Raw genomic sequence first — 24473 nt, forward strand, 5'->3', positions numbered from 1 at the left:
CCTTCCCTGCCATGACTCGAGCTCAGACATCGCACGGGGACCCCTCCGGGATCTCCCGCCGGGCGGCCCTGACCGGACTCGCAGCCGGGGCCGGGGCACTCGCCGCCGGGGCGGGTGCCGCGGGACCGGCGGTCGCCGCCGCTCCGGCGGGTACCGGCACCGGTAGCGGCATCGTCAAAGCGGCACCCGATCCCGCACCCGGAGCGGTGGAACTCTTCGCCGACCCGGGATTCAACTTCGCCGGCCTCTTCGCCCTGGGCGCCGCCGGCATGCGCGCCTCCGAGGTCGGGGAGGTCCTCACCGCCGTCGACGCGATCAACGCCGCCGGACCGTCCGAGCAGACCTTCACCGACACCTTCCGCGGCTGCGGCGACCGGCTCGCCACGCCCCCGGCCGCCGGCCGGCACGGCCGGGAAGCTCCCTCCCAAACCCGCCGCTTCCGCGCGCTGCGGGCCGCGCAGTACTACGCGCAGGCCCTGTTCTACGTACTGGGCACCGAGCGGCCCGGTGACGAGGAGGAGGTCTATCTCGCCGGGCGCCGCGCCTGGGACACCTTCACCCAGCTCTGCTCCCCGGCGGCCGTCCGCGCGAAGGTCCCGTACGGCGGGACGCACCTGCCGGTGTGGTTCTTCCGTCCCGGGGGTGCGGACCCGTCCGAGCCGCGGCCCACCGTCATCCTCACCAACGGCAGCGACGGCCAGAATGTCGACATGTGGACCTACGGGGTGTCCGCCGCCCTGGACCGGGGCTGGAACGCCCTGGTCTACGAGGGGCCGGGCCAGGGCCAGTTGCTGTTCGTCGAGGGGATCCCCTTCACCAGCCGCTGGGAGAAGGTCGTGGGGCCGCTGATCGACTGGCTGGAGGAGCGCAAGGACGTGGACAGCGCCCGCATCGCGCTCACCGGACTCAGCATGGGCGGCAACCTCGTCGCGCGCGCCGCCGCCTTCGAACCCCGGATCGCGGCCCTCGTCTGCCAGCCGGGCTGCCTCAGCCCGTGGCTGGCCTTCCCCGAGGAACTCCGCGACGTCGTCACCGCGGACAAGGCGCGGACCAACCGGCGGTGGAACGACGAGCTCGTCCCCGCACTCACCCCACGGCTCGCCCATACGGTCAAGAAGCGGCTCGAGATCTTCTCCGGGGAGGCCCTGCGGGAGGCGCGCGCGGGGCGGGTCCTCACCGACCTGTGGACCCCGGCCCGGCTGGCCATCGGCCTCGACGTCACCGCCGTGGTGCCGAAGATCAAGGCGCCCGCCCTGGTCCTCGACTACGACTCCGAGCAGTTCTACCCGGGCCAGCCGAAGCAGATGTACGACCTGCTCCGCTCGCGCCGCGAGTACGTGAAACTGACGGAGGCCACCGGGGCGCAGTTGCACTGCTCCCCGATGGCCCCGCAGCAGCACTGCGACGTCGTCTTCGACTGGCTGGCCGACGTACTGCACCGCTGATGGATCAGATCGGCCGACCCGACCGATCCGGACGACCCGACCGACTAGAAGGTCAGGTTCCAGGCGTCGATCTTGCCGGTGTCCGCATTGGCGTTGTCGTTGACGCGCAGCGTCCAGACACCGTTGGCGACCTCGGAGGAGGCGTTGACGGTGAAGGTCTGGATGATGTTGTCCGTGCTGCCGCCGGCCCGGTTGCTCAGGGTGTAGACCGAGCCGTCCGGAGCCACGAGGTCGACCTTGAGGTCACCGATGTAGGTGTGCTTGATGTCCACGCCCACCTTGAGGGTGGCCGGCGCGTTGCCGGTCACCCCGCTGACGGTGATCGTGCTGTCGACGGTCGCGTTGTCGTTGATCGCGAAGTCGGTCAGGTTCTCGAAGTACTTCCCGGGCGGCGGGGTGGCGCCGACCGCCTTCAGCGCGTCGACCTGGCCCTCGCCGAAGAACGAGTTGTTGGCCGTGGTGCCGGTGCAACGGGTGTCGGACGGGCAGGCCGTGTCGTTGGCCTGGGTGGCCAGCTTGGCGCGGATCTGCGCCGGGGTGATGCCCGGGTTGGCGCTGGCGATGAGCGCCGCGACGCCCACGACGTGCGGGGTGGCCATCGAGGTGCCGCTCTTGGTGCTGTACCCGCCGCCGGGGGCGGTGGAGTACACGTTGCTGCCCGGGGCCGCGACGTCGATGACGCCCTGGCCGAAGTTGGAGAACGAGGCCTTCGTGGTGCCCGTGCCGTTGGCCGCGACCGTGACCACGCCCGGGAGCTCGGTCGGGATGTCGAGGCAGGCGTTGGTGATGGTGCGGGTGGTGGGCGTGGAGTCGTTGGGGCTCGCGGAGTCGGTGGTCTTGTGGGCGAGGTCGTAGTCCTCGTTGCCCGCCGCGGCGACCTGGAGCGAGCCCTTGCCCTCGGCGTACTCCTGGGCGCGCTTGACGCCCTCGATGATGGCGGCCTGGTCGATGTTGTCCGGGCAGTTGAACTGCCACGGGTCCGTGTAATAGCTGTTGTTGGTGACCTTGAAGCCGTGGTCCCCGGACCAGACGAAGGCGCAGATGGTGTTCTCGGCGAAGAAGAAGGAGTTGCCGGGCTCGGCCACGCGGACCGAGGAGATCTTCACGCCCGGGGCGACGCCGACGACGCCCTTGCCGTTCTTGGCGGCGGCGACGGTGCCCGCGACGTGGGTGCCGTGGGTGTCCACGTCACGCCAGGCGCCGACCCGGGTGTCCGGCTTGCCGTAGGCGCAGGAGGCGGAGTCGGCGGCGTTGAAGTTCGGCGCCAGGTCCTGGTGCTGGTCGTCCACACCGGTGTCCAGGATGCCGACCTTGACCGAGGCGGAGCCCGGGTTCACGGCCCAGGCCTGGTCGGCCTTGATCTGGCTCATGTCGGCCCGTACGGGTTCACCCGCGGGGGTCGTCGACTGCGCCGGGTTGGCCGGCAGCGCCGGGTTGTAGGCGTCGGCGGGGACGTCCGAGGTGCGCGTCGCGCCGACCTGCTGGACTCCGCTGACTCCGCGCATGGTGGCGGCGAAGGTCGCGGAGGTCGAGTGGGCGACGATCACGCCGATGGAGTCGAAGGTGGAGAAGACGGTGCCGCCGTTGGCCGTGATGGCGTTGCGGACCGCCGTGCTGTCACCTGCGGCGGTGATCACCAGGTAGGCGCGGGTGCCGGCAACCCAGGTCGCACTCTGGGAAGTCGGCGCCGCGGCCAGGGCCTTGGCGGGTGCGGAGGTGACGGGGGTGCCCGCCGGGGAAATGGGCTGGGTGCCGGCCAGAGCGGCCGGGGCCCCGAAGGCCAGCGCGCCGAGGGCGGCGGCGAGCACGAAGGTACGTCGAGGTCGGCTGGATATGTGGGGTATCAATGCGTCCTCCGAAGACGGCCCGGGGTGCGGGTGGCACCTACCGGTCCGTACGAAACGAGTGGTGGACGCAAGATGTCAGACGTCTGCACCGATATGGAAGTACCTTTTACCGCAGGACGGTTGGTCTGAACTTGGCTGAATATCGACGCTGGAAGAGGTGTCGGGACCGGCCGGGCTGGGCACCGTGGGGGCGAGCCCTGCCCGGCCGGTCCCTTTCGGGCGTCCCCGCTAGGCGGGTACGCCGTCCTTGGAGCCGTCCGTCTGGACGGGGACGGCGGCGGTGGGTCCGTGGTCGTCCTCGGTGAGCGTGGTCTCGTCGAAGGGCAGTCGGCCTGCGAGGACTTCGGTGGCCCGGGCCCGGTCGAACTCCTTGGTCCAGGTCCCGATCAGCACGGTCGCGATGGCGTTGCCCGCGAAGTTCGTCAGCGCCCGGGCCTCGCTCATGAACCGGTCGATGCCCACGATCAGGCCGACGCCGTCGACCAGTTCGGGCCGGTGCGACTGGAGCCCTCCGGCCAGCGTGGCCAGACCCGCGCCCGTCACCCCGGCCGCGCCCTTCGAGGCCACGATCATGAACAGCAGGAGCGAGATCTGCTCGCCGAGCGCGAGCGGCTTGTCCATGGCCTCCGCCACGAAGAGCGAGGACATCGTCAGGTAGATCGCGGTCCCGTCCAGGTTGAAGGAGTAGCCGGTGGGAACCGTGATGCCGACCACCGGCCGGGACACCCCGATGTGCTCCATCTTCGCGATCAGCCGGGGCAGCGCCGACTCCGAGGAGGAGGTGGACAGGATCAGCAGGAGCTCCCGGCCCAGATAGCGCAGCAGGGCGAAGACGCTGATCCCCGTACACACCCGCAACAGGGTGCCCAGGACCACGAAGACGAAGAGCAGGCAGGTCACGTAGAAGCCGATCATGATGACGGCCAGGGACTTCAGTGCGTCCATCCCGGTGGCTCCGACCACGGCCGCGATCGCGCCGAACGCGCCCACCGGCGCCGCCCACATGATCATCGCGAGCACCCGGAACACCAGCTTCTGCACGTGCCCGATCCCGCGCAGTACCGGCTCGCCCGCCGGGCCCATCGCCTGGAGCGCGAACCCGCACAACAGCGCCACCAGCAGCGTCTGGAGCACCTGGCCGCCGGTGAAGGCCGACACCAGCGTGGTCGGGATGATCCCCAGCAGGAACTCCGGGGTGCTCTGCGCCCCGCCCGCCTTGGCCTGGGCCTCGCCGGCGTGCCGGGCGGCCTCGGTCAGGTGCAGTCCGCTGCCCGGCTCCAGGAGGTTGCCGACCAGGAGCCCGATGGCCAGCGCCACCGTGGACATCACCATGAAGTAGCCGAGCGCCAGCCCGCCCACCGCACCGACCTTGGCGGCCTTGCGCACCGAGCCGATGCCCAGCACGATCGTGCAGAAGATCACCGGCGAGATCATCATCTTGATCAGGTTGACGAAGCCGGTGCCCAGCGGCTTGAGCTCCACCGCCACGCCGGGCGCGGCGAAGCCGACGGCGATGCCGAGCAGTACGGCGCCGATCACGGCGATGTACAGATAGTGCGTCTTGTCGCGCCTGGCGGCCACGCTGCCTCCTGGTTGTGCCTGGCCTCCTGGTGGTGAAGGCGTCCCGGGAGACCATCGCCCGCCGCTGTGACCCCGGTCACCCTTGCGTTCATAGAGTTCACGGCCGGGTGCACACTGAGCGCCATGTTCCGCTTCCCCCGGCCGCCGCGAAGCCTCGCCGGCCAGCTCTTCGCCATGCAGGTGGTGCTGGTCGCCGTGGTCGTCGCCGGATGCGCCGTCTTCGCCTACGCGACCGCCCGCGGCCAGGCCGAGGGGGCCGCCCGGCGCCAGGCCGGAGCCGTGGCCCGCGCGGTGGCGGACTCGCCGTCGGTGCGCGAAGCGGTACGGAACGCGGCGCGGGCAGCGCTACGGGGGGACGTGCCCGGGAGCGGCTCAGGAGCCGGACCCTCCGCGGCACTGCAGCCCTACGCGGAGCAGGTCCGCGCCGACGCGGGCGTGGACTTCGTGACCATCATGGCCCCGGACGGGCGGCGCTGGACCCACCCCGACCCGCACCGCATCGGCGAACCCTTCCTCGGCAACACCGCGCCCGCGCTGCGCGGGGAGACCTTCAGCGAGACCTACACCGGCACGCTGGGCCCCTCCATCCGCGTGGTCACCCCGATCATGGACGGCGGCCGGGTCGTCGGCATGGTCGCCGCCGGGATCACCGTCCGCGCCGTCAGCGCCCGGCTCGCCGCGCAGCTCTCCGCCCTGGCCTGGGTGGCCGGCGGGGCCCTGGCCCTGGGCGCGGTGGGCACGTACGTGGTCAACGCCCGGCTGCGCCGCCACACCCACGGGATGAACGCCGCGGAGCTGAGCCGGATGTACGACTACCACCAGGCCGCCCTCCACGGAGTCCGCGAAGGACTGCTCATGCTCGACGGGCAGCGCAGGATCACCCTCGTCAACGACGCCGGGCGCGAACTCCTCGGGCTGCGCGGGGAGATCAAGGGGACCGCGGTCGCCGACCTCGGGCTGCCCGCCCCGCTCACCGGCGCCCTGCTGGCCGACCGGCCCCGGGTGGACGAGGTGCACCTGAGCGCCGACCGGGTGCTCGTGGTCAACAGCGCGCCGGTGGCCGGAGGCGGCCGCCGCGGCACCGTGGTCACCCTGCGCGACCACACCGAACTCCAGTCCCTGACCGGAGAGTTGGACCATGAGCGCGGATTCACCCAGGCGCTGCGGTCCCAGGCCCACGAGGCGGCCAACCGGCTCCACACCGTGGTCTCCCTGATCGAACTCGGCCGCGTCGGGGAGGCGGTGGAGTTCGCCACCGCCGAACTGACCCTGGCGCAGGCCCTCACCGACGAGGTGATGGCCGCGGTGGGCGAGCCGGTGCTCGTGGCCCTGCTGCTCGGCAAGGCCGCCCAGGCCCACGAGCGGGGCATCGAACTGGTGGTCACCCCGGACAGCGGGGCCATCGGCTCCGGTCCCGGCGGGCCCTGCGCCCGGGACCTCGTCACCGTCCTCGGCAACCTGGTGGACAATGCCGTCGACGCCCTGGCCGGCGTCCCCGGCGGCCGGATCGCCGTCACGGTCCGCCCCGACGGCCCGGCGGCCGCCTCCGGGCAGGGGATCCTGCTCAGCGTGGCCGACAACGGCCCCGGACTCCCCGAGGGGGCCGACGTCTTCCGGCGCGGCTGGTCCGGCAAGGGGGAGGGGCGCGGCCTCGGCCTCGCCCTGGTCCGCCAAGTGGCCCACCGGCACGGCGGCAGCGCCGATGCCGACCAACTGCCCGGGGGAGGCGCGCGGTTCACCGTAAGACTGCCGGCGCGCGCAGAGGCGAGTGCAGAGGCGAGTGCAGAGGCGAGTACAGGGGTGAGTACAGGGGTGAGCGGAGAGGTGAGCGGATGATCACGCCCGAGGTGCGGGTCCTGGTCGTCGAGGACGACCCCGTCGCCGCCGACGCGCACGCGCTGTACGTGAGCCGCGTGCCCGGTTTCACGGCCGTCGCGGCCGTCCACTCGCTGGCCGAGGCCACCCGGGCCCTGGAGCGGACCCGGATCGACCTGCTGCTGCTCGACCTCACCCTGCCCGACGGCCACGGGCTGCGCTTCGCGCGCGGCCTGCGGGCCGCCGGGCACCCCGCCGACGTGATCGTGGTGACCTCGGCGCGGGACCTGGGCGTGGTCCGCGAGAGCGTCTCACTCGGCGTGGTGCAGTACGTACTGAAGCCCTTCGCCTTCCCGACGCTGCGCGAACGGCTGCTGCGCTACGCCGAGTTCCGCGCGAGCGCCGCGGGCGAGGCGGCCGGCCAGGACGATGTGGACCGGGCCATGGCGGCCCTGCGCGCACCCCGCCCGGCCGAACTGCCCAAGGGGATCGGTGCGCCGACCCTGGAGCGGGTCGCCGCGCTGCTGCGCTCGGCCCCCGAGGGGCTGACCGCGGCGGCGACGGCCGGGGCGGCCGGGATCTCGAGGATCACCGCCCGCCGCTACCTGGAGCACCTGGTGGACACCGGTCGCGCGGACCGCAGCCCCCGGTACGGCCAGGTCGGCCGCCCCGAACTGCACTACCGCTGGCTGGCGGCGGCTCCGGCCGGGACCGCGGCCGGCTCGGTGTCGAAGGTGTAGAACTTGCGGTGGTCCAGCATGTCGGCCGGGGTCACGTCGTTCCACGGCCGCATCGTGTCGTGCAGGTCCACGACGTTCGGCGTGCCGGCGGCGGGCAGATAGGCCGACTGCGGGTGCAGCGCCTGCCATTCGGTCCACAGCTTGTCGATGAAGGCGTGGTGCATCCAGAACACCGGGTCGTTGGGCGAGACCCCGGTGGCCATCTGCCCGCCGACCCATACGTGCACCCGGTTGTGCAGGTTGACCCCGCGCCAGCCCTCCAGGTTGTTGCGGAAACCGTTGGAGGAGCTGTTCCAGGGGGCGGCGTCGTACACCGGCATCGCGAGGACGGAGTCCACCTCGGCCCGGGTGGGGAGCTGCGCCACGCCGGTGCCCAGCGCGCGCCGCAGATAGGAGCGCCCGTCCACCCGTACGGCTATCTCCCACTTGCCCGCCGCGTAGGCGAACGGACCGTCGAGCACCTGCCCGTCGCGGGCCCGCCCGGTGCCGCCGAGGAAGTCGGCGGCCCAGAGCGAGGAGCGGGCGGTGCGGTCCGCGGTCCAGTCCCAGTACGGGAGGGCCACCTTCGGGTCCACCGCCTGCAGAGCCGCCTCGAACTCCAGCAGAAACCGGCGGTGCCAGGGGAGGAAGGAGGGGGAGCGGTGGCCGACCCGGTCGCCGGAGTCGGTGTCGCCCATGATGAAGCCGTTGTGGGTGGTGACGAACCGGTCGTAGCGGCCGGTGCGCTTGAGCTCCAGCAGGGCGTTGGTGAAGGCCCGCTTCTCCTCGGAGGTGAGCGAGGCCTGGTTCTTGCGGACGGTCATCACATGCCACCCATCGGGACGAGGGCGGCGCCCTGGAGTTCGCGCACGGCGGCGCGGGCGAGGGTGAGGGTGTCGGCGTAGGTCTCGTAGTGGTTGACCACGCTGATCCAGGTGCCGTCGGCGTTCTGCATGACGTGCAGTTCGCGGCCGTCTATGAGGACGGTCGGCAGACCGGGGGAGTGGTGGCCGCCGTGGTGGCCACCACCGCCCGCAGCGGGGGTTATTCGGATGCGACGGCCCTGGTAGACCTCGTCGACCGTTCCCGTGGGGGTGGCGGGTGCGGCGGGACGGGGGTCGGTGACGGCCGCGTGCGCGGTGGCGCCTGCGAGGCCGATGGCGCTGAGCGCGCCGGCGGTGGCGGTTAATGCCTGCCGGCGGGTGATCTTGTTCATGACCCGAAGAGGTATCAGGGCGCCGAGAGCCGTAGGCCGTTATCCGGACATGCGCGGATAAATTGCCTGGCTGGCAAACTTGGATGATCTTCCCGTCCGGACCGGCTCCAGCAGCCCGAACGGGAAGACCTATGGGAAAAACCCTAGCTGACGAAAGATCCTTCGGTCGCACTGGGGGGCTATGGGAGGGGTCACACCGCGGAGTCGGCCGGAAGGTGCAGTGCAAACCGAAGCCGACTTAAGGGCGAAATATCCCCTATAGTCCCGCTATGGCCCTGCATGAGACGAAGGACGCGCGTGCCCGCGACGCCGAGACGGACGTGTTCGCGTCCGCCCTCAGCGGCGAAATCCTCCCCAAGTACCGGATGCCTGACGACCACTCATCCTCCGAGGTCGTCTACCAGCTCCTCCACAACGAGCTGCTCCTCGACGGCAACGCCGCCCAGAACCTGGCCACCTTCTGCACCACCTGGTCGGACGACGGGGTCCACCGGCTGATGAACGAATGCCTCGACAAGAACATGATCGACAAGGACGAGTACCCGCAGACCGCCGAGATCGAGGCCCGCTGCGTCAACATCCTGGCCGACCTGTGGAACGCCCCGGCCGGCACCACCGGCACCGGCTGCTCCACCACCGGCTCCAGCGAGGCCGCCATGCTCGGCGGCCTCGCCCTCAAGTGGCGCTGGCGCGAACGCCGCCGCGCCGCCGGACTGCCCACCGACAGGCCGAACCTGGTGTGCGGACCGGTACAGATCTGCTGGGAGAAGTTCGCCCGCTACTTCGACGTCGAGCTCCGCCAGATCCCGCTGGAACCCGGCGCGACCGGCCTGCGCGCCGAGCAGCTCGCCGCCCACGTGGACGAGAACACCATCGGCGTCGTCGCCATCCTCGGCGTCACCTACACGTGCGTCTACGAGCCCGTCGCCGAGATCGCCGCCGAACTCGACCGGATCCAGGCCGAGCACGGCTGGGACGTACCGGTCCACGTGGACGCGGCCAGCGGCGGCTTCGTCGCCCCCTTCCTCCACCCCGACGTGGTCTGGGACTTCCGGCTGCCGCGCGTGGCCTCGATCAACACCTCCGGGCACAAGTACGGCCTCGCCCCGCTCGGCGTCGGCTGGATCGTCTGGCGCACGGCCGAACTGCTCCCGGCCGACCTGGTCTTCTCCGTGGACTACCTGGGCGGGGACATGCCGACCTTCGCGCTCAACTTCTCCCGGCCCGGCGGCGAGATCATCGCCCAGTACTACCTCTTCCTGCGCCTGGGCAAGGGCGGCTACCGCCGGGTCCAGCAGGCCTGCGCCGACACCGCCCGGTACCTGGCCCGCGAGATCGAGACGATGGGCCCCTTCACCCTCCTCTACGACGGCCAGGGCGCGCTCCCCGCCGTCTCCTACCGGCTCACCGACCCGCAGGCCGCCGGCTTCAGCCTCTACGACCTCTCCGACCGGCTGCGGATGCGGGGCTGGCAGGTGCCCTCGTACCCCTTGCCCGCCGACCGCGAGGACACCGTCATCCAGCGCGTCCTGATCCGCCACGGAGTGACGCGGGACCAGATCGCGCTGCTCGTCTCGGACCTGCGCCGGTCCGTGGAACACCTGGCCGCCACCCCCCAGCCCGAACCGTCCACCGCCCGCCGGTCCGGCTTCCACCACTGACCGGCGGCGGCGTACGGGCGAGGCGGGGCGGGGCGGGGTGGAGTCAGCCCGGGGAGCCCGACCAGCGCATGCCCAGGTCCGTGAGGGCGGCCGCGCGCTGCGGGGTGAGGGAGACGGCGCGGGAGCGCTGGTTGGCGATCCAGGCGCCGAGGCGGAGCTCCCGTTCGCCGACCCGCTCCACGTGCGTACGGGGCACCCTCAGGTGCCGCTCGCGGTCGTGGAACTGCCGGGCCGCCTCCAGGTGCGCCGCCCAGGCCTCGGCGTGGGGGACCCGGGCCCGCGGCCGGTCCGCCCCCGAGGCCGGGGTCACGCCGAGGGTGTGCTCCAGCAGCCAGCGCTGGGCCCACGTCAACCGCTCCCAGGAGGTGCGCTGCCTCCGCAGCCACACCCCGAGGTCCTCGCCCTGCACGACGGCCTCGCCCGGTCCCGCCGGGAGCCGGCCGCCCGCGTCCAGGTGGACCCGGGTCAGGTGGAAGGCCCGCTGCCAGGAGATCTCCCAGGCCGGACACCAGGAGGCGTCGATGGCCTCCAGGGCCTCCCGGCGCTCCTCCGCCAGCGCGCCCGGCCCCTCGCGACGCGCCGCCGCCCGCTGGTTCTTCACCCATACCCCGACCGGGGCTCCGCGCCAGCTGGCTTCCGCCGGGGGCAGCAGGTGTCCGTGCTCCTGCGCCCAGCCCCGGGCCGCCGCGAGCCCCTCCTCGAACGCCACGTCGAAGTGGTTCCACACCATGCCCAGTTCGTCGAGCTGAGCCACCCGCTCCCGGCCCAGTGCGCCACGGCGGTTGGAGCGGCGCGCGTCGGCGATCCACTGGCCCAGCGGGAACCGGGCGAGTCCTGGCGGCCACTCCGTGGCCGTCGCGACCGCTCCGGCTTCGGTGCCTTCTTTGGCTTCCCCGGCCGCCGTGGCTGTCCCGGCTTCCCCGGCCGCCTTCCCTTCGACCTCGACTGCCCTCGCCGCCAGGGGAGTTCCCGTCCTGCCGTCCCCCGGCACCTTGAACGCGAACGGGACCTTCAGGTCCCCGGCCGCCGCCGCGTAGAGCCGGGCCGCCTCCACTCCCCGCCGCCAGTGCTCGTGCTCCGGATGCAGGACCCGCAGCCGGATGAAGGCCGCCAGCAGGGCCGGGTCGCGCGGGGTGGAGAAGCTCAGCAGGGCCTGCGCGCCCGCGCGCAGGCCGGAAGTGCCCACCTCCGAGGCGGTGTTGCCGGACTCGGCGGCCCGGCGGCTCGGAGCCTGGGGCTGGGCCAGGGACTCGACGAGCCGGGTGTCGTGCGCCCGCAGCGCCTCCAGCAGCCGCGCGAGGTCCCCGTAGGCCCGTGAGGACAGCATCGTCTCGGGGGACTCGCCCGGCCCCAGCAGCACCGGCACGACCAGGGAGGCGACCTTGCCCTCCCCGGGCCGGATGCGCAGGGCGCGGCCCACCGCCTGGACCAGGTCGGGCATGGAACCCCGTACGTCGGCCCAGAAGACCGAGTCGCACTCCTTGGTGTCCACGCCCTCGCCCAGCACCCGGACGCTGCCGAGGAACGCCTTGTCCGCGCGCCGGTCGTCCGCGAAGGCGCTCAGCACCCGGCGCCGCTGCGCCGCCGTGTGCTGCCCGCACAGCCAGTCCGCCCAGACGGTGCGCGGGTACACCGGCCGGGGGGCCCAGCTCGCGGCCCGCAGCCGTGCGGCCACCGCGGGGAGCCCGGCCGCGAAGGCCTCGGCCTCCTTGGTCAGGTGGTGGAAGACGAGGGTGCGCCGGAAACCCTGTTCCACTGCGGCCTTGACCAGCGCGGTCTGGAGCGCCGCGAGGCGGACCCCGCGCACCGCGTCGGAGCGTCCGTCCGGTCCGAGCAGGACGGCCGCCTGGAACTCCGGATCGCTGACGTCCACGCAGACCACCCGGTACGGGGCGCAGATGCCCCGGTCGATGGCCTCGGAGAGGGTGAGGGTGTGGCAGCGGGCGCCGAACGGGCCGTCCGGATCGTCCTCCATGGAGGCCACCAGGTCACCCCGGCCGCGTGTCTTGCCCGCGCCGCCCGTGCCACCGGCGCCGCCCGTGCCACCGGCATCCGCGACGTCCGCGGCCCTCGCGGTGTCCTCGGGGTAGTCCGCTTCCTCGCCGTCCTGCCAGACCCGCGGGGTCGCCGTCATGTACAGCCTGCGGACGGCCGGGATCCGGGTGTTGTCGTGGACCACGGCCCACGGTTTGCCGATCCGACCGGAGGTCCGGTGCGCCTCGTCGACCACTATCAGGTCCCAGCCCGGCAGCCCCTCCAGGTGCGCGCGCTCGATCGTGCCCAGGCCCAGCGAGGCGTACGTGGCGAACACGGTCACCCGGTCCACCGGGAGGCCCGCCCAGTCGGCCAGTTCGGCCGGATCGGTGGTGGTGGGCACTCCCGCGTCCTCGCCGCGCAGGGAGCACACGGCGAAGGCGCGCCCGGTCCGGCCGCCCGCCCGCCAGGCCTCCGCCGTCTGGACGAGCAGGTCCAGGGAGGGCACCAGGACCAGTACCCGCCCGGCCCGCAGCTCGTCGGCCGCGTGCACCGCGACCAGCGTCTTGCCGGAGCCGGTCGCCATGATGACCTGGGTCCGCAGCCCCGTCCGTGGGACCCGGCGTCCGGCGGGCAGCTCCAGCGCCCGCACCACGGCGTCGACGGCCTCACGCTGGTGCGGACGGAGCTTCCTCCTGGCCATGCGGGTCACCTCCCCCGTGAACTGCCCGTTCGCTTCCAGCACCTATCTTGCCCCCATTTTGAATCAATGTGGGGCGTTCCGGTGCGCGGCGCGGGGGGAGAGGAGGGCGGGGATTACATCCGGGCTCCGAAGTTCTGCGTCCACCACGGTCCGCCGGGGCCCTGGTGGATGCCCACGCCGATGTCCTTGAAGGAGCAATTGAGGATGTTCTCGCGGTGTCCCTGGCTCTTCATCCAGGCGTCCATGACCTGCTGCGGGGTCTGCTGCCCCATCGCGATGTTCTCCCCGTACGTGGACCAGCGGTACCCGGCCGCCGTCGTCCGCTTCCCCGGGTCGCCGCCGTCGGGATCGGTGTGCGAGAAGTAGTTCCGCTGCGCCATGTCGTCGGAGTGCCCCTGGGCGGCCGTACGCAGCTGTGCGTCGTCCTTGAGCGGACCGCAGCCGGCCGCCGCGCGCTCGGAGTTGACCAGCGCGATCACCTGCGCCGCGGCCCCGCCGCCGGCCGGGGCGGGAGCGGGGGGCTTCGCCGGGGAGGACTTCGGACTCGGCTTGGCGCTGGGAGTGGGCGTGGGAGTCGGGGTGGGCGTCGCGCTCGGACTGGGACTCGGGCTCGGGCTCGGCGAAGCGGAGTCCGAGGGGCTGGGCGACGGGGACTGCGGGGGCACCGCGACACCGGAGTCGGGAGCCAGCAGCGAGGCCGCCGGGCTCTCGGGGGCGGCGGTACCGGGCCGGGTGGCGAGGTAGGTCAGCCCGCCGCCCACGACGCACGCGGCGAGCACGGCGCCGCCGACCACCCGGCGGCGGCTGCGGGTACGGCGGCGCTTGCGCAGCGAGGCGCGGCCGGCGCCCGCGTCGGCGGCGTCCGCGAGGGTGTGTGCGCCCCCGTCGGCGTGGACACCCCCATCGGCGGGGAACGACACGAGGTGATCGCCCGCCGGGCCCGTGGCATCCACGGTCCCCGGGGCTCCGGTGGCCAGGCCCACGGGGGCGAAGCCGGCCGCGGCGGCCGACCGGACGCCCGCGATGAGCGCCACCGAGACCGGTACCAGCGCCAGCCCGGCCAGCAGCCCCTCGGCCGGCACCAGGCCGTTCCACAGCCCGGAGCACCGCAGGCACTCGCGCGCGTGCCGGGCTATTCGCTTGCGCCACAGCACCGAGGGGAGCCCGTCCCAGCCCGCCGCCACCGTCCGCAGCCCCTCGCAGGGCGGCTGCGTGCCGAGTGCCCGCTCCACCACCCGGGCCGACTCCAGCTGGGCCTTCATCCGCTGCACCCGTACCGCGGTGTGCTGCGGGGACAGCTCCAGCGCCGCAGCCATCTCGGTGCGCGTCAGCTCCCCGGCACACTCCAGCCACCACAGGGACAGCAGCGCCCGGTCGTCGGGCTCCAGCCAGCGCGTGGCTCGGGCCGTCTCGCGCCGCTGCCCGTCGAGCTGGAGTCTCAGGACGGTCAGGTCCACGAAGTCGGCGCCCGGATCGGCCAGCTCCCAGGCGGCCTCCAGGCCGCTCTCGCCGGGGGCGCTGCGCCGGGCCTGCCAGTGGGCGCGCACCCGGTTCATGGCGATCGCCACCAGCCAGGAGCGGAAGCTGTCGTCGTCGCGCAGGCCGCCCAGGCCGTCGAGTGCGCGCAGCATCGTGTCCTGGACCACGTCGTCCACGTCGACGGACCCGTTCAGGGCCCGCCCGACGATGTTGTAGACGAGCGGCAGATAGGTGCTGACCAGGTCGTCCTGGGCGCGCGGGTCGCCCGCGCGGGCGGCGGCGACCAGTGCTGCCGTGTGCTGAGTGCTCATGATGCGAATCCCTGTCCGTACCGGCGGTCGATGATGCCCAATACCTGGGAGACCGTCGAGGGGGACCCAGATAACACTTATCCGGAGTATGAATCCGGAGCCAGCCGGGCCGCCAGGGCGTCGAGGTCGGGCAGGAACCAGATGTGGCGCCCCCGGTTGGATTCGCGGACGAGGTCGCGCAGGGCGGAGCTCGCCCTCAGGTGGTCCGAGAGGTCTCCGAGGACCACCAGCCGGAGGTGGTAGTTCACGAATTTCTGCATGATCGCCCCGGCGAGGCCGCTGCTGAGGTCGAAGAACCCGTCGTCGAGCCGCCGCGCCGGGACGGCGACCACCTCGGCCCGGTAGAAGGCCGCGCCGATCAGCTGGTCGAGGGCGTCCTGCTCGGAGGCGACGGGCGGCCCGTCCGGGGCGCAGACGAGCACGGGAACGCCGTGGTGCTCCACGAGGCGGTCAGTCACGGTGGGTCACCCCCATGCCGTTGCCCGGTCCGAGTGCCCCGTCGACCAGGTGCAGCAGATCGGCGGTGGTGGCCGGATCGCCGAGGACCACGATCTTCATCCGGGCCCGCTCCTTGTCGTAGACCGTCTGGACGCGCAACTGGTCGGGGGTGTCCCGGGGGGACCGCGCGGCCGCCGTGACGAGGGTGGCGAGCCGGCTCGCGGCGTCCGGGCCGATCGCGTCGATCTGCACGATGCTCGACACCTCCACGTGCCCGCGCGGCCGGTCCGGCTCAGCCGGTGCGGGGTCCGCGGCCGGCCGGCTGGTCAGCGCCTCGAAGTCCTCGCGGCTGATCCGGTACTGCTTGCCGATCCGCACGGCCTTCAGCCGCCCGTCGCGGACGTAGTTCCGTACGGTCCGCACGTGCAGCCCCAGCCGCTCGGCGACCTCGCCGACCGAGTACAGCTCGCGTTCCTCATTCTCCATAGTGCCGAATATTACCGTAAGGAGTGAGGATGAGGAGCGATGGGGAAGATTAGGGAATCTCGGCGAGGTGAAAATGGCTTCGGTGCCGATCAGCCCGTCTCCTAGGCTCGGGGGATGACGGCTCCCCGCTACCCCGCCAAGCCCCGCCCCGGAGACCGGGTCGCGGTGGTCTCCGCCTCGTCCGGGCTGCCCGGACTCTTCCCGCAGCCCTACGAGCTCGGGCTGCGCAGGCTCCGAGAGGACTTCGGGCTCAGTCCGGTGGAGTACCCGACGACCCGGAAGATGGGCGCGAGCCCCGAGGACCGGGCCGCCGACCTCCACGCGGCCTTCGCCGATCCCGACATCAAGGCCGTGATCGCCAGCATCGGCGGCGACGACCAGATCACCGTCCTCCCGCACCTCGACCGCGATCTGCTCCGGGCCAACCCCAAGCCGTTCTTCGGCTACAGCGACAACACCAACCTGCTGCTCTTCCTGCGGGACCTGGGGATCGTCGGCTATCACGGCGGATCGGTGATGGTCGAGCTCGGGCGGCCCGGCGCGATGCATCCGCTGACGGAGCGGTCCCTGCGCGCGGCGCTGTTCACCTCCGGCGAGTACGAGCTCACCCCGGCCGCCGCCAGCGGGGACGTCAACGACCCCTGGGACGACCCGCGCACCTTCGACTCCGAACCCGAACTGGAGCCCACCGCGGGCTGGTTCTGGCACAACGCCGACCGGGTGGTCGAAGGGGCCGCCTGGGGCGGCAGCCTGGAGATCCTGTCCTGGCTGCTGATGGCCGACCGGGTGGGGCGGCCCGTCGACTCCCACGCCGGGCAGGTGCTCTTCCTGGAGACCTCGGAGGGGATGCCGGGCGCCGACGAGGTCCACCGGATCCTGCGGAGCATGGGCGAGCGCGGACTGCTGCGCCAGTTCCCGGCGTTGCTGATGGGCCGGGCGAAGAGCTGGTCGTTCGAGAACCGCTTCGGCGCCGAGGAGCGGGAACGCTACCGCCGCGAGCAGCGCGAGGCCGTTCTGCGGGCCCTGCACGCGTACGCCCCCGACACCATGGCCGTCTTCGACGTGGACCTCGGGCACACCGACCCACAGCTGGTGATCCCGGTGGGGGGCCGGGTCCGCGTGGACGGGGTGGCCCGCCGCGTCTTCGTCACCTATTGAAATCAATGCCGCTTGAAATCAATGCCGCCTGAACATCCCTGCCGAGTCCGTCCGTTGGGGTGTCCGGACCCCGGTCCGGGGTGACAATGGGGCTCCCACGGGACGTGTTGGGGGCGGCATGTCGGCGTTGCTCTTACGGGGACCCGGCCGGGCGCGGGCCTGGGCCGGGTACCTCGGCTCGGTCGGACTCGGCGCGGGCGCGGTCGCTCTGGCGGCGGTCTGGACCTCTGGACCCTGGGCAGCCGGGATCGGCGCGGCCGTCACCACGCTGGCCGGGCTGGCGGCCGAGCGGATGCGGCCCGACGAGACGGCAGCCGCCGGCGCCGCCGGAGAAGTGCTGCGCACCCCGGGCGGCCGCGTTCCGCTGCTGCGCCAGGTGGACCGGCCCGAACTGGCGGGAGCCCACCCGGCGGAGGCGCCGGGCGCCGCACCCGCGTACATCGAGCGCGACGCCGAGCCGGGGCTGCGCGCCGCCCTGGAGCGGGCCCGCTTCGTGCTCGTCGTGGGGGAGTCCACGGCGGGCAAGACCCGGCTCGCCTACGAGGTGGCCCGCACCCGGTACCCACGCCACGCCTTCGTCCGCCCGCTCTCCCGCGCCGCGCTGCCCGAGGCGGTTCGGATCGCCGCGCGCCGGCGGCGCGCCGTGCTGTGGCTGGACGACCTGGAGGACCACCTCGGCGCGGGCGGCCTCACGGCGCTCCATCTGGCCTCCCTGGACTCGGCGGTGGTGATCGCCACCATGCGGGTCCAGGAGTACCGGCGCTACGACGCCCGAGAGGAGAGCCGGCTCACCGGCTCCGACCGGGATGCCTGGCGGGCCCAGCGCGACCTGCTCCAGCAGGCCACTGTCCTACGGCTGCCACGGCACTGGTCGGAGCCGGAACGCCGACGGGCCGCCGCCCACCAGGGCGATCCCCGGATCGGGGCCGCGCTGCGCGCGGGGGAGCGGTTCGGGGTCGCCGAAGTACTGGCGGCCGGTCCGGAACTGCTGGCCTCCTGGGAGAACGGCTGGGCTCCGGGCGCCAATCCACGCGGTGCCGCCGTCGTCGCGGCGGCGGTGGACTGCCGCCGGGCCGGGCTGCGCCGCCCGGTGAGCCGGGAGTGGCTGCGCGAACTCCACGCCCCCTACCTGGCGGCCCGGGGCGGCGGCGACCTCCAGCCGGAGCCCTTCGCCGAGGCGATGGACTGGGCCTGCGCGGCCGCCTACGCGACCAGCGGGCTGCTGATCGGCAACTACGGCGCCGGATTCACCGCGTTCGACTACCTGGTGAACGCGCCGGGCCATGCCGGCGTCCCGGTTCCCGACCATCTGTGGCGCGGGCTGCTGGCCCGGGTGGACCCCGCCGACGCCTACGACATGGGCCTGGTCGCCCACCAGGACGGCCGGCTCGCGCGCGCCGTCGAAGCACTCGACCTCGCCCGGCGCGGCGGCGTCCCCGGCGCCGAACTGCCGCTGGCCATCGCCATCGGGGACTCCGGGAAGCCGCGCCGGGCCTCCGCCGACCTCGCCGCAATCGCCCGTCGCCGCGCGGACCGATTGGGGCCCCGGCATCCGGAGACCCTGGCCGCCCGGCACCAACTGGCCTTCTTCATAGGGGAGTCGGGAGCTCACAGGGCGGCGGCGGCCAGGTTCGCGGCCCTGGTGTCCGATGCCGAGGAGGTACTCGGGCCCGACCATCCGGACACCCTGGCGGCCCGCCACCAGCTGGCCTACTTCACAGGAGCGAGCGGAGACACCAGTGCGGCGGCCCAGCAGTTGGAGGCGCTGCTTACCGACCGGCTGCGCGTCCACGGTCCGGGCCACCCGCTGGTCCTGGCCGCCCGGCGCAGCCTGATCTGGTTCGGTTCGGACGATCCGGCCGCCGCGGACCGGGAGTTGGCGGAGCTGCTGGCCGAGGCCGAGGAGCGGATCGGCCCCGACGACCCGCACACCCTCGCCATCCGGGGGAGTCGGGCGGCGCTGGCCGCCCGCGCAGGACGTGCCGCCGAAGCGGCCGATGCGTGGGCGGAGCTCACCGAGGACCGGACCAGGGTGCTCGGCGCGGACCATCCGCACGTGATCTACGCCCGGCTGGAGTGGGCCCGCGCCCTGATCGCCCGGGGCCGGGCCTCCGAAGCCGGTGAGCTCCTGACAGCGGTGCTGGCGCACGCGCAGACCGTCCTGGAACCCGGGCACCTGCATCTGCGCACCGCCCGCGAGCTGCTGGCCGAGGTCTGTGGCCGCGCCGGGCGCGAAGCCCCGTAGGCCGGTTGCCCAGGCCCCCGGCGCTGTGGCTCAGAGCAGCGGGGCCAGTGCCTCCGTGGCCGCGCGCAGGGCGGGGGCGTAGGCCTCGATCTCCTCGCGGGAGACGAGGAACGTGACCGTGGTGACGCTGACCCCGCCGACGGGGCGGCCCGTCGGGCCCAGGATCGCGGCGCCGATGCAGCGGATGGTGGGCTCGTTCTCCTCGTCGTCCAGTGCGAACCCCCGGCCCCGGACCGTCGCCAGCTCGGCGTCCAGCGCCTCCGGCGTGGTGAGCGTGTTCGGTGTGCGGCGCGCCAGCCCGGCGGCGGAGATCAGCTCGCGGACCTCGGCCGGCGGCAGGTGGGCCAGGATGCTCTTGCCGATCGCCGTCGTGTGCAGCGGCATCCGCATGCCGACGCGCGAGGCGGTCCGGAAGGGCTGGTCGCTCTCCAGCTTCCGGATGTAGGTGATGGTCTCCCCGCTGTGCAGCGCGAGGTGGACCGCCTGCCCGGTGGCCTGCTGCAGATCGCGCAGGATCTGCTCGATGCCGGCCGGCTCCCCGCTGGCGACCAGGGCGGACAGGGTGCGCAGCCGGGGGCCGGGGCCGTAGCGGCTCTCGCCCTCGGAGCGTACGAAGCCCTGCTCGATCAGTGCGGCCAGGATGCGGAAGGTGCTCGACTTGGGGACCGCGGCCGCCGCCACCACGTCGGTGAGCCGGTGCGGGCCGCCGGGTGCGGCGACGGCCTCCAGGATCCGCATCGATTTCTCCAGCGCCGTGCCCGCCGCCGAGGTCCGGCCGCCGCGTGCGGTGTTTTCGGCCTCCGTGGTCCCAGGGCTTTCGTCCGTGGACAAGTGATCTCCAGGGCTGGGTATGGTCTGCATCAGAAGTTCCGTTACATGATACCAAGTTCCATTACATGGAACAAATGGAGGGTCCTTTGTCCTGTCACCCGTACGCGGCCATCACCGCGCAGCGACTGCTGCCGGTCCTGCGCAACGCCGACGCGGACGAGGTCGTCCGCCACACCGCCGCCCTGCTCGCCGCCGGGTGCCGGGCCGTCGAACTCACCACCTCCACCCCCGGCTGGGCGGAGGCCGTGGCCCGCACCGTCCCGCTCGCCGACGCGCACGGCCGCCCCGCCCTCATCGGGGTCGGCACCGTCACCACCGCCGAAGCCGCGAGGACCGCACTCGACGCGGGAGCCGCCTTCCTCGTCTCCCCCTACCCGGCCCCCGAGGTCCGCCAGGTCGCCGGGGAGCGCGGGGCCGTCTTCATCGAAGGCGGCTTCACCCCCGGCGAGATAGCCTCCGCGGTCCGCTCCGGCGGCGCGGCGAAGGTCTTCCCCGCCCACGTGGGCGGCCCCCGGTTCATCAGCTCCCTCAAGGCCGTCCTCCCGGACGCCCTCATCATCCCGACCGGCGGCATCAAGCCCGGTGAGGTCCGGGAGTGGCTCGCCGCCGGGGCCGCGGCCGTGGGCGTGGGCAACGGCCTGCCCGCCGACCCCGCAGAACTGGCCGCCGTCTTCGCCGACCTCGCCCAGCCCTGCTGCGGGCACTGCGCGGGTACGGAGCCGCGACCGTGACCGGGCCCCAGCAGTACGACGTCCTCGTGCTCGGCGAGGTGCTTGTCGAGATCCACGTCGCAACCGCCCTGCGGGACGCCGTCGACGGCGCGCCCGCCCGGGTCTCCTACTCCGGGGACGCCCTCAACGCCGCGGCCGCGGCCGTCGCCGCCGGAGCCCGCACCGCCCTGCTCGCCGTCGTCGGCGAGGACGAGCTGAGCCTCCCGCTGCTGGCCCGCGCCGCCGCACTCGGCGTGGACGTCTCCCACGTACGCCGCTCCCCGCGCCCCAACGGCGCCTACCTGCTCTCCGCCGACACCGAGGGCGACCGCGAGTTCGTGTACTGGCGCACCGGCAGCGCCGGCTCCACCCTCTCGGTGGAACACGTCGAATCCTGGCGTGAGTTGCTGACCGGATCCAAGGCGCTCATCACCAGCGGGATCACCGGCGCCCTGTCGCCGAGCAGCCGCGAGGCCGTGCTGGTCGCCGCCGAGGCTGTGCACGAGGCGGGCGGGCACCTGTCCTACGACCCCAACTTCCGCTCGCGGCTCACCAGTCGGGGCGAGGCCCGCTCGTTGCTGGCCCGCATGGCCCCGCTGACCGGCCTGTTGAAGACCTCCTGCCCGGCCGACGCGCTGGCCATGGTCGACACCGACGACCCGGCCGAGGCCGCCGCCCGCTACCGGGCCCTGGGAGCCCGTACGGTCGCGGTCACCGCGGGCGCCGACCGGCTGCTGCTGGACGACGGCACGCGAGCCGTGTACCTGCCCGTACCCCGCAACCCCGCCCCGGTCGACGCGACCGGCGCCGGCGACTGCTTCACCGGCACAGCCACCGCCCGGATCGCGCTCGGCGACACCCTCGCGGACGCCGTCGCGTACGCCATGGCGGCCGCCTCGCTCTCCGTGTCCGGCCGCGGCGGCACCGGCCGCGTACCCGATTTCTCCGAGACGGCCGCCCTCGTGGCCGCCCACCGCGACCACGTCCTCAGGGCGGGCCGGGCGACGACGTGAGCACGGCGGACAGCGCGGGCGCGGGAACCGGGTCGGATCAATCCCACTCCTCCAGCTCGCTGTTCGCCCACGCCTCCGCTTCCTCCGCCTCGTGGTCCCTCTCCACGTGCGGGACGGCGTCCGCCACCCAGCCCGCGGCGAGGACGAGGCGGGAGGTCCGGTGAACGGCGAGGAAGCCGAAGGGGCGGTGGAAGGCGACCCGGGCCCGGCGAACGCGGTACTTCAGGCGGGGCATCGCGCAACCGGCGGCCACGCCGATCGCGGTCACGGCGGCTGCCTCGAACCCCTCCGCGTGGAAGCGGGCCAGGGCCGACTGCCGGGCCGAGGTGACTGCCAGGGGACTGCTGCTGATGCCCGGGAAGTGTCCGGTCCGCGCGTCCGAGGCGCTCTGCAGGCCGAACAGCCCCCTGAGGTCGAGGAGATCGTGATCCGCCTCCACCTCGAAGGCCACCGTCTGGATGTTCAGCCGGTGCTGGGGTGCCTCCGAGAGCATCTGCCCGATGTGCAGGCCCGGCCCCGGGTTCCCCTCGGGGAGCAGGCTCGCGCCCGTGGACGGGATCGCCCGGGTGACGGCCGCGATGCCCGCCTGGAGAGTCTGCGCGGGCAGGGCCTGCGGTTCGCCCAGGACCAGGTGGACGTCCACTCCGCCGTCGCCCACCACCTCCAGCAGGGTCACCGGCCCGGTCGGCGCCTGCGCCACGCGGACCCGGTCCAGGAGGCCCGTACTGCGGCTCAGGCCCAGCACCTGCGTTCCGGCCCAGGGGCCTTCATCGATCCGGGTCGGACAGTCCCAGAAGGGCTGGATCCACCGCAGGCGCAGCGTCAGCGCGGAGGCGAGCACGAGGAGGGTCTCCTCGTCGACCTCGACCGGCATCCTGTCGATGAGGCCGCCGGTGCGGTCGGCGGCCCAGGCGTCCAGGGTCTTGCGGTCGGCGTCCTCGTCGGAGGTCAGGAACCCGTGGGCGCCCTCCGGGAGCCCGGCAGCCCACGGTTTCTCCAGCGGGAGGTCCCGCCGCGTCCACAATCCGGTCGCCGCGCGCAGGCCCCGTACGCCGTCCAGCGCGGCCAGCAGCTCCCGCGCCGCTTCGGCGGCAGTGTCGGCGGGTATGCCGAGGGCCGCGGCCAGCTCGGTGCGGGCCGGGCCTTCGGCGCCATCGGCGAGGAGGGCCAGGAGCGGCCAGACCCCGGCCGCCGTGAACGCCGTGCCCGCGCCCGGTACTACGGCGTGCTCTGCCCAGCTCGAGGTGAGGGCGTTGACCGCCCGTACCGTCTTCGTCTTCATGCGGGGGAGCGTACGGGTTGGGGCGCCGCCGGGCCGGGTCGTTTTTCCACGGCCCGGCGGCGCTGCTCGGGGTGCCGGCCGGCAGCGGGCCGGTCAGTGGCCGCGCAGGCCCTGGTCGACGGCGGTCATCAGCTCGCCGTCGGCGGTGTCGGCATCCAGGGACCAGAACATCGCGCCGCCCAGGCCCTCTTCGCGGATGTACCGGGTCTTGGTGCGCAGCACCTGCGGGTCGTCGTACGTCCACAGGGTGGAGCCGTCGAAGAGCCAGGCGCTCCCGTTGTGCCGGTCGCGGTAGACCTTGTAACTGCCCGAATCGGCAAGCTTCTTCAAGGCCTTGTAGTCCTCGTACCCGGCCGACCAGGTGGCGGGCGCCGGCCCCGTCGCGGGCTGGCCCATGCCGTCCCCGCCGCCGCTGACGCCCGTCCAGCCCTGGCCGTAGAACGGCATGCCCATCACCAGCTTGCGCGCGGGTGCGCCGCGCTGCTCCCAGGCGTCCACGGTGCCGTCGACGCTGAAGTCGCCCCGGGCGTACAGCGCGGACTGCTGGGCGGTGGTCTTCTCGCCGGAGACGTGGAAGTCGTAGCCCTGGAGGGTCACGAAGTCGAGGTCCCGCATGATCCGCCGGACGTCGAAGCCAGCGTCGATCTTGGCGGGGGCGGTCGGGACGAAGGCCGTCAGCTCGTACTTGGACTTCCGCTTCTGGCTGCGGGAGTAGGCGTCGAGCTGGGTGCGGAACTCGGCCACCAGGGCGGCGAAGTTCTTCTTGTCCTCGGGGCGGTAGGTGGTGTCGGAGTCACCGGCCGAACCGGGCCACTCCCAGTCGATGTCGAACCCGTCGAAGACCCCGGCCGCCGCGCCCGCGCCGCCGCGGCTGCCGTCCTGCGGGAGGTTGCCCTTGATGTACAGGTCGATGCAGGACGCGACGAGCGCCTTGCGGGAGGCCGGGGTCAGCGCGGCGTCCGAGAAGTGCGTGGACCAGCTCCAACCACCCAGCGAGAGCAGGACCTTGAGGCCCGGATGCTTGGCCTTCAACTCGCGCAGCTGGTTGAAGTTGCCGGCGAGCGGCTGGCTCCAGTCGTCGGCGACCCCGTCGACGGAGTTCTCGGCGTCCAGCGGACGCACGTAGTCGGCCCAGGCGTCGGCCTCCCCGGGGACGTTCCCGGTGAAGCACTTGCCGTCCGCGCTGATGTTGCCGAAGGCGTAGTTGATGTGCGTGAGCTTGCCCGCGCTGCCGTTCTTCTCAAGGTCCTGGACCTGGAAGTCCCGCCCGTAGACGCCCCATTGGGTGAAATAGCCGACCTTCTTGTACGAGCTCTCGCGCCCGGAGTCCCCATGGCCGGAGCCGTCGTGGGCGGGGGCGAAGGCGGTCAGCAGGGAGAGGGAGCAGGCGGCGACGGCCAGCCTGCCGAGCGTGCTGCGGCGCATGGGCTTCCTTTGCGGATGCGGGGAGTGGTGCCGGGGCGCGTGCGCTGTGCATGCGGAAACTATTGGTCTGGACCAGAGCGGGTCAAGGGGGTGGCGGGATCCGGCCGGATCCGGAGGGGGGGGCGGGCTCCGCC

Annotated in this window: 19 protein-coding genes; 8 read left to right on the top strand and 11 right to left on the bottom strand. The window is 73.1% G+C overall.

Annotated features, from left to right (window positions below; translation table 11 throughout):
• The first annotated feature begins 11 nt into the window (after nt 1-11).
• A complete protein-coding gene (locus tag OHU74_RS32450; protein WP_371619199.1) occupies nt 12-1445 on the top strand; it encodes an alpha/beta hydrolase family protein in 1434 nt (477 codons plus the stop codon).
• Nucleotides 1446-1489: 44 nt separating this feature from the next.
• Here the strand turns inward: OHU74_RS32450 and OHU74_RS32455 are convergent, their stop codons facing one another.
• Entirely contained in the window at nt 1490-3253 is a 1764-nt protein-coding gene (locus tag OHU74_RS32455; RefSeq protein ID WP_371619200.1) for a S8 family serine peptidase, read from the bottom strand.
• A gap of 267 nt (nt 3254-3520) precedes the next feature.
• Nucleotides 3521-4873, bottom strand: coding sequence for a cation:dicarboxylate symporter family transporter (locus tag OHU74_RS32460; RefSeq protein WP_371619201.1), 1353 nt, complete (start codon nt 4871-4873; stop codon nt 3521-3523).
• A 123-nt stretch (nt 4874-4996) separates the two neighbouring features.
• Between OHU74_RS32460 and OHU74_RS32465 the strand changes: the two genes are divergently transcribed.
• Together OHU74_RS32465 and OHU74_RS32470 are read left to right on the top strand one after the other, a co-directional pair.
• On the top strand, nt 4997-6709 hold the full coding sequence (locus tag OHU74_RS32465) for an ATP-binding protein (protein ID WP_371619202.1): 1713 nt from the start codon (nt 4997-4999) through the stop codon (nt 6707-6709).
• A complete protein-coding gene (locus tag OHU74_RS32470) occupies nt 6706-7428 on the top strand; it encodes a response regulator (protein ID WP_371619203.1) in 723 nt (240 codons plus the stop codon). The genes OHU74_RS32465 and OHU74_RS32470 overlap by 4 nt, the downstream gene beginning before the upstream one ends.
• Here OHU74_RS32470 and OHU74_RS32475 read toward each other — a convergent pair.
• Together OHU74_RS32475 and OHU74_RS32480 are read right to left on the bottom strand one after the other, a co-directional pair.
• Nucleotides 7368-8231 (bottom strand): tyrosinase family protein, encoded by an 864-nt coding sequence (locus tag OHU74_RS32475; RefSeq protein ID WP_371619204.1) that lies wholly within the window; start codon nt 8229-8231, stop codon nt 7368-7370. The two genes, OHU74_RS32470 and OHU74_RS32475, sit on opposite strands and share 61 nt — an antisense overlap.
• Entirely contained in the window at nt 8231-8623 is a 393-nt protein-coding gene (locus OHU74_RS32480; RefSeq protein ID WP_371619205.1) for a tyrosinase cofactor, read from the bottom strand. Before OHU74_RS32480 ends, OHU74_RS32475 begins: the two co-directional genes overlap by 1 nt.
• Nucleotides 8624-8892: 269 nt before the next feature.
• Between OHU74_RS32480 and OHU74_RS32485 the strand changes: the two genes are divergently transcribed.
• A complete protein-coding gene (locus OHU74_RS32485; protein WP_371619206.1) occupies nt 8893-10284 on the top strand; it encodes a glutamate decarboxylase in 1392 nt (463 codons plus the stop codon).
• Between the two features lie 43 nt (nt 10285-10327).
• Here OHU74_RS32485 and OHU74_RS32490 read toward each other — a convergent pair whose 3' ends face one another.
• From OHU74_RS32490 to OHU74_RS32505, 4 genes are all read right to left on the bottom strand, one after another.
• Nucleotides 10328-12961 (bottom strand): Helicase associated domain protein, encoded by a 2634-nt coding sequence (locus tag OHU74_RS32490; protein WP_371619207.1) that lies wholly within the window; start codon nt 12959-12961, stop codon nt 10328-10330.
• Between the two features lie 113 nt (nt 12962-13074).
• The gene (locus tag OHU74_RS32495) at nt 13075-14751 is read right to left on the bottom strand and encodes a sigma-70 family RNA polymerase sigma factor (protein ID WP_371619208.1); all 1677 of its coding nucleotides are present in this window, start codon (nt 14749-14751) and stop codon (nt 13075-13077) included.
• A 77-nt stretch (nt 14752-14828) separates the two neighbouring features.
• Complete coding sequence (locus tag OHU74_RS32500; protein WP_371619209.1) at nt 14829-15209, bottom strand: DUF4180 domain-containing protein; 381 nt, start codon at nt 15207-15209, stop codon at nt 14829-14831.
• On the bottom strand, nt 15202-15675 hold the full coding sequence (locus OHU74_RS32505; RefSeq protein WP_371619210.1) for a helix-turn-helix domain-containing protein: 474 nt from the start codon (nt 15673-15675) through the stop codon (nt 15202-15204). The genes OHU74_RS32500 and OHU74_RS32505 overlap by 8 nt, the downstream gene beginning before the upstream one ends.
• 114 nt (nt 15676-15789) lie before the next feature.
• On the opposite strand from OHU74_RS32505, the gene OHU74_RS32510 reads away from it, so the two are divergent.
• Both OHU74_RS32510 and OHU74_RS32515 read left to right on the top strand, forming a co-directional pair.
• Nucleotides 15790-16833 carry a S66 peptidase family protein gene (locus OHU74_RS32510; RefSeq protein ID WP_371619211.1) on the top strand — a complete coding sequence of 348 codons (1044 nt, stop codon included), beginning with the start codon at nt 15790-15792 and terminating at the stop codon, nt 16831-16833.
• A gap of 118 nt (nt 16834-16951) precedes the next feature.
• Nucleotides 16952-19078, top strand: a complete 2127-nt coding sequence (locus OHU74_RS32515; RefSeq protein ID WP_371619212.1) for a tetratricopeptide repeat protein — start codon at nt 16952-16954, stop codon at nt 19076-19078.
• A 30-nt stretch (nt 19079-19108) separates the two neighbouring features.
• On the opposite strand, the gene OHU74_RS32520 is transcribed toward OHU74_RS32515, so the two are convergent.
• Nucleotides 19109-19909 carry an IclR family transcriptional regulator gene (locus OHU74_RS32520; protein ID WP_371619213.1) on the bottom strand — a complete coding sequence of 267 codons (801 nt, stop codon included), beginning with the start codon at nt 19907-19909 and terminating at the stop codon, nt 19109-19111.
• Nucleotides 19910-19995: 86 nt separating this feature from the next.
• Here OHU74_RS32520 and OHU74_RS32525 point away from each other — a divergent pair, with 86 nt between their 5' ends.
• Nucleotides 19996-20640, top strand: coding sequence for a bifunctional 4-hydroxy-2-oxoglutarate aldolase/2-dehydro-3-deoxy-phosphogluconate aldolase (locus OHU74_RS32525; RefSeq protein ID WP_371619214.1), 645 nt, complete (start codon nt 19996-19998; stop codon nt 20638-20640).
• A complete protein-coding gene (locus OHU74_RS32530; RefSeq protein ID WP_371619215.1) occupies nt 20637-21632 on the top strand; it encodes a PfkB family carbohydrate kinase in 996 nt (331 codons plus the stop codon). The genes OHU74_RS32525 and OHU74_RS32530 overlap by 4 nt, the downstream gene beginning before the upstream one ends.
• A gap of 37 nt (nt 21633-21669) precedes the next feature.
• On the opposite strand, the gene OHU74_RS32535 is transcribed toward OHU74_RS32530, so the two are convergent.
• Together OHU74_RS32535 and OHU74_RS32540 are read right to left on the bottom strand one after the other, a co-directional pair.
• Nucleotides 21670-22914, bottom strand: a complete 1245-nt coding sequence (locus OHU74_RS32535; protein WP_371619216.1) for a serpin family protein — start codon at nt 22912-22914, stop codon at nt 21670-21672.
• A gap of 93 nt (nt 22915-23007) precedes the next feature.
• Nucleotides 23008-24339 carry a glycoside hydrolase family 18 protein gene (locus OHU74_RS32540; protein ID WP_371619217.1) on the bottom strand — a complete coding sequence of 444 codons (1332 nt, stop codon included), beginning with the start codon at nt 24337-24339 and terminating at the stop codon, nt 23008-23010.
• Nucleotides 24340-24473: the final 134 nt, after the last annotated feature.

Source organism: Streptomyces sp. NBC_00454, assembly GCF_041434015.1.
Classification (GTDB): domain Bacteria; phylum Actinomycetota; class Actinomycetes; order Streptomycetales; family Streptomycetaceae; genus Streptomyces.

What these genes read in the sequence shown, in the direction of transcription:
- OHU74_RS32450 (WP_371619199.1), top strand. Translation starts at nt 12, where the DNA reads ATGACTCGAGCTCAGACATCGCACGGGGACCCCTCCGGGATCTCCCGC.
- OHU74_RS32465 (WP_371619202.1), top strand. Translation starts at nt 4,997, where the DNA reads ATGTTCCGCTTCCCCCGGCCGCCGCGAAGCCTCGCCGGCCAGCTCTTC.
- OHU74_RS32470 (WP_371619203.1), top strand. Translation starts at nt 6,706, where the DNA reads ATGATCACGCCCGAGGTGCGGGTCCTGGTCGTCGAGGACGACCCCGTC.
- OHU74_RS32475 (WP_371619204.1), bottom strand. Translation starts at nt 8,231, where the DNA reads ATGACCGTCCGCAAGAACCAGGCCTCGCTCACCTCCGAGGAGAAGCGG.
- OHU74_RS32480 (WP_371619205.1), bottom strand. Translation starts at nt 8,623, where the DNA reads ATGAACAAGATCACCCGCCGGCAGGCATTAACCGCCACCGCCGGCGCG.
- OHU74_RS32485 (WP_371619206.1), top strand. Translation starts at nt 8,893, where the DNA reads ATGGCCCTGCATGAGACGAAGGACGCGCGTGCCCGCGACGCCGAGACG.
- OHU74_RS32490 (WP_371619207.1), bottom strand. Translation starts at nt 12,961, where the DNA reads ATGGCCAGGAGGAAGCTCCGTCCGCACCAGCGTGAGGCCGTCGACGCC.
- OHU74_RS32495 (WP_371619208.1), bottom strand. Translation starts at nt 14,751, where the DNA reads ATGAGCACTCAGCACACGGCAGCACTGGTCGCCGCCGCCCGCGCGGGC.
- OHU74_RS32505 (WP_371619210.1), bottom strand. Translation starts at nt 15,675, where the DNA reads ATGGAGAATGAGGAACGCGAGCTGTACTCGGTCGGCGAGGTCGCCGAG.
- OHU74_RS32510 (WP_371619211.1), top strand. Translation starts at nt 15,790, where the DNA reads ATGACGGCTCCCCGCTACCCCGCCAAGCCCCGCCCCGGAGACCGGGTC.
- OHU74_RS32515 (WP_371619212.1), top strand. Translation starts at nt 16,952, where the DNA reads ATGTCGGCGTTGCTCTTACGGGGACCCGGCCGGGCGCGGGCCTGGGCC.
- OHU74_RS32535 (WP_371619216.1), bottom strand. Translation starts at nt 22,914, where the DNA reads ATGAAGACGAAGACGGTACGGGCGGTCAACGCCCTCACCTCGAGCTGG.
- OHU74_RS32540 (WP_371619217.1), bottom strand. Translation starts at nt 24,339, where the DNA reads ATGCGCCGCAGCACGCTCGGCAGGCTGGCCGTCGCCGCCTGCTCCCTC.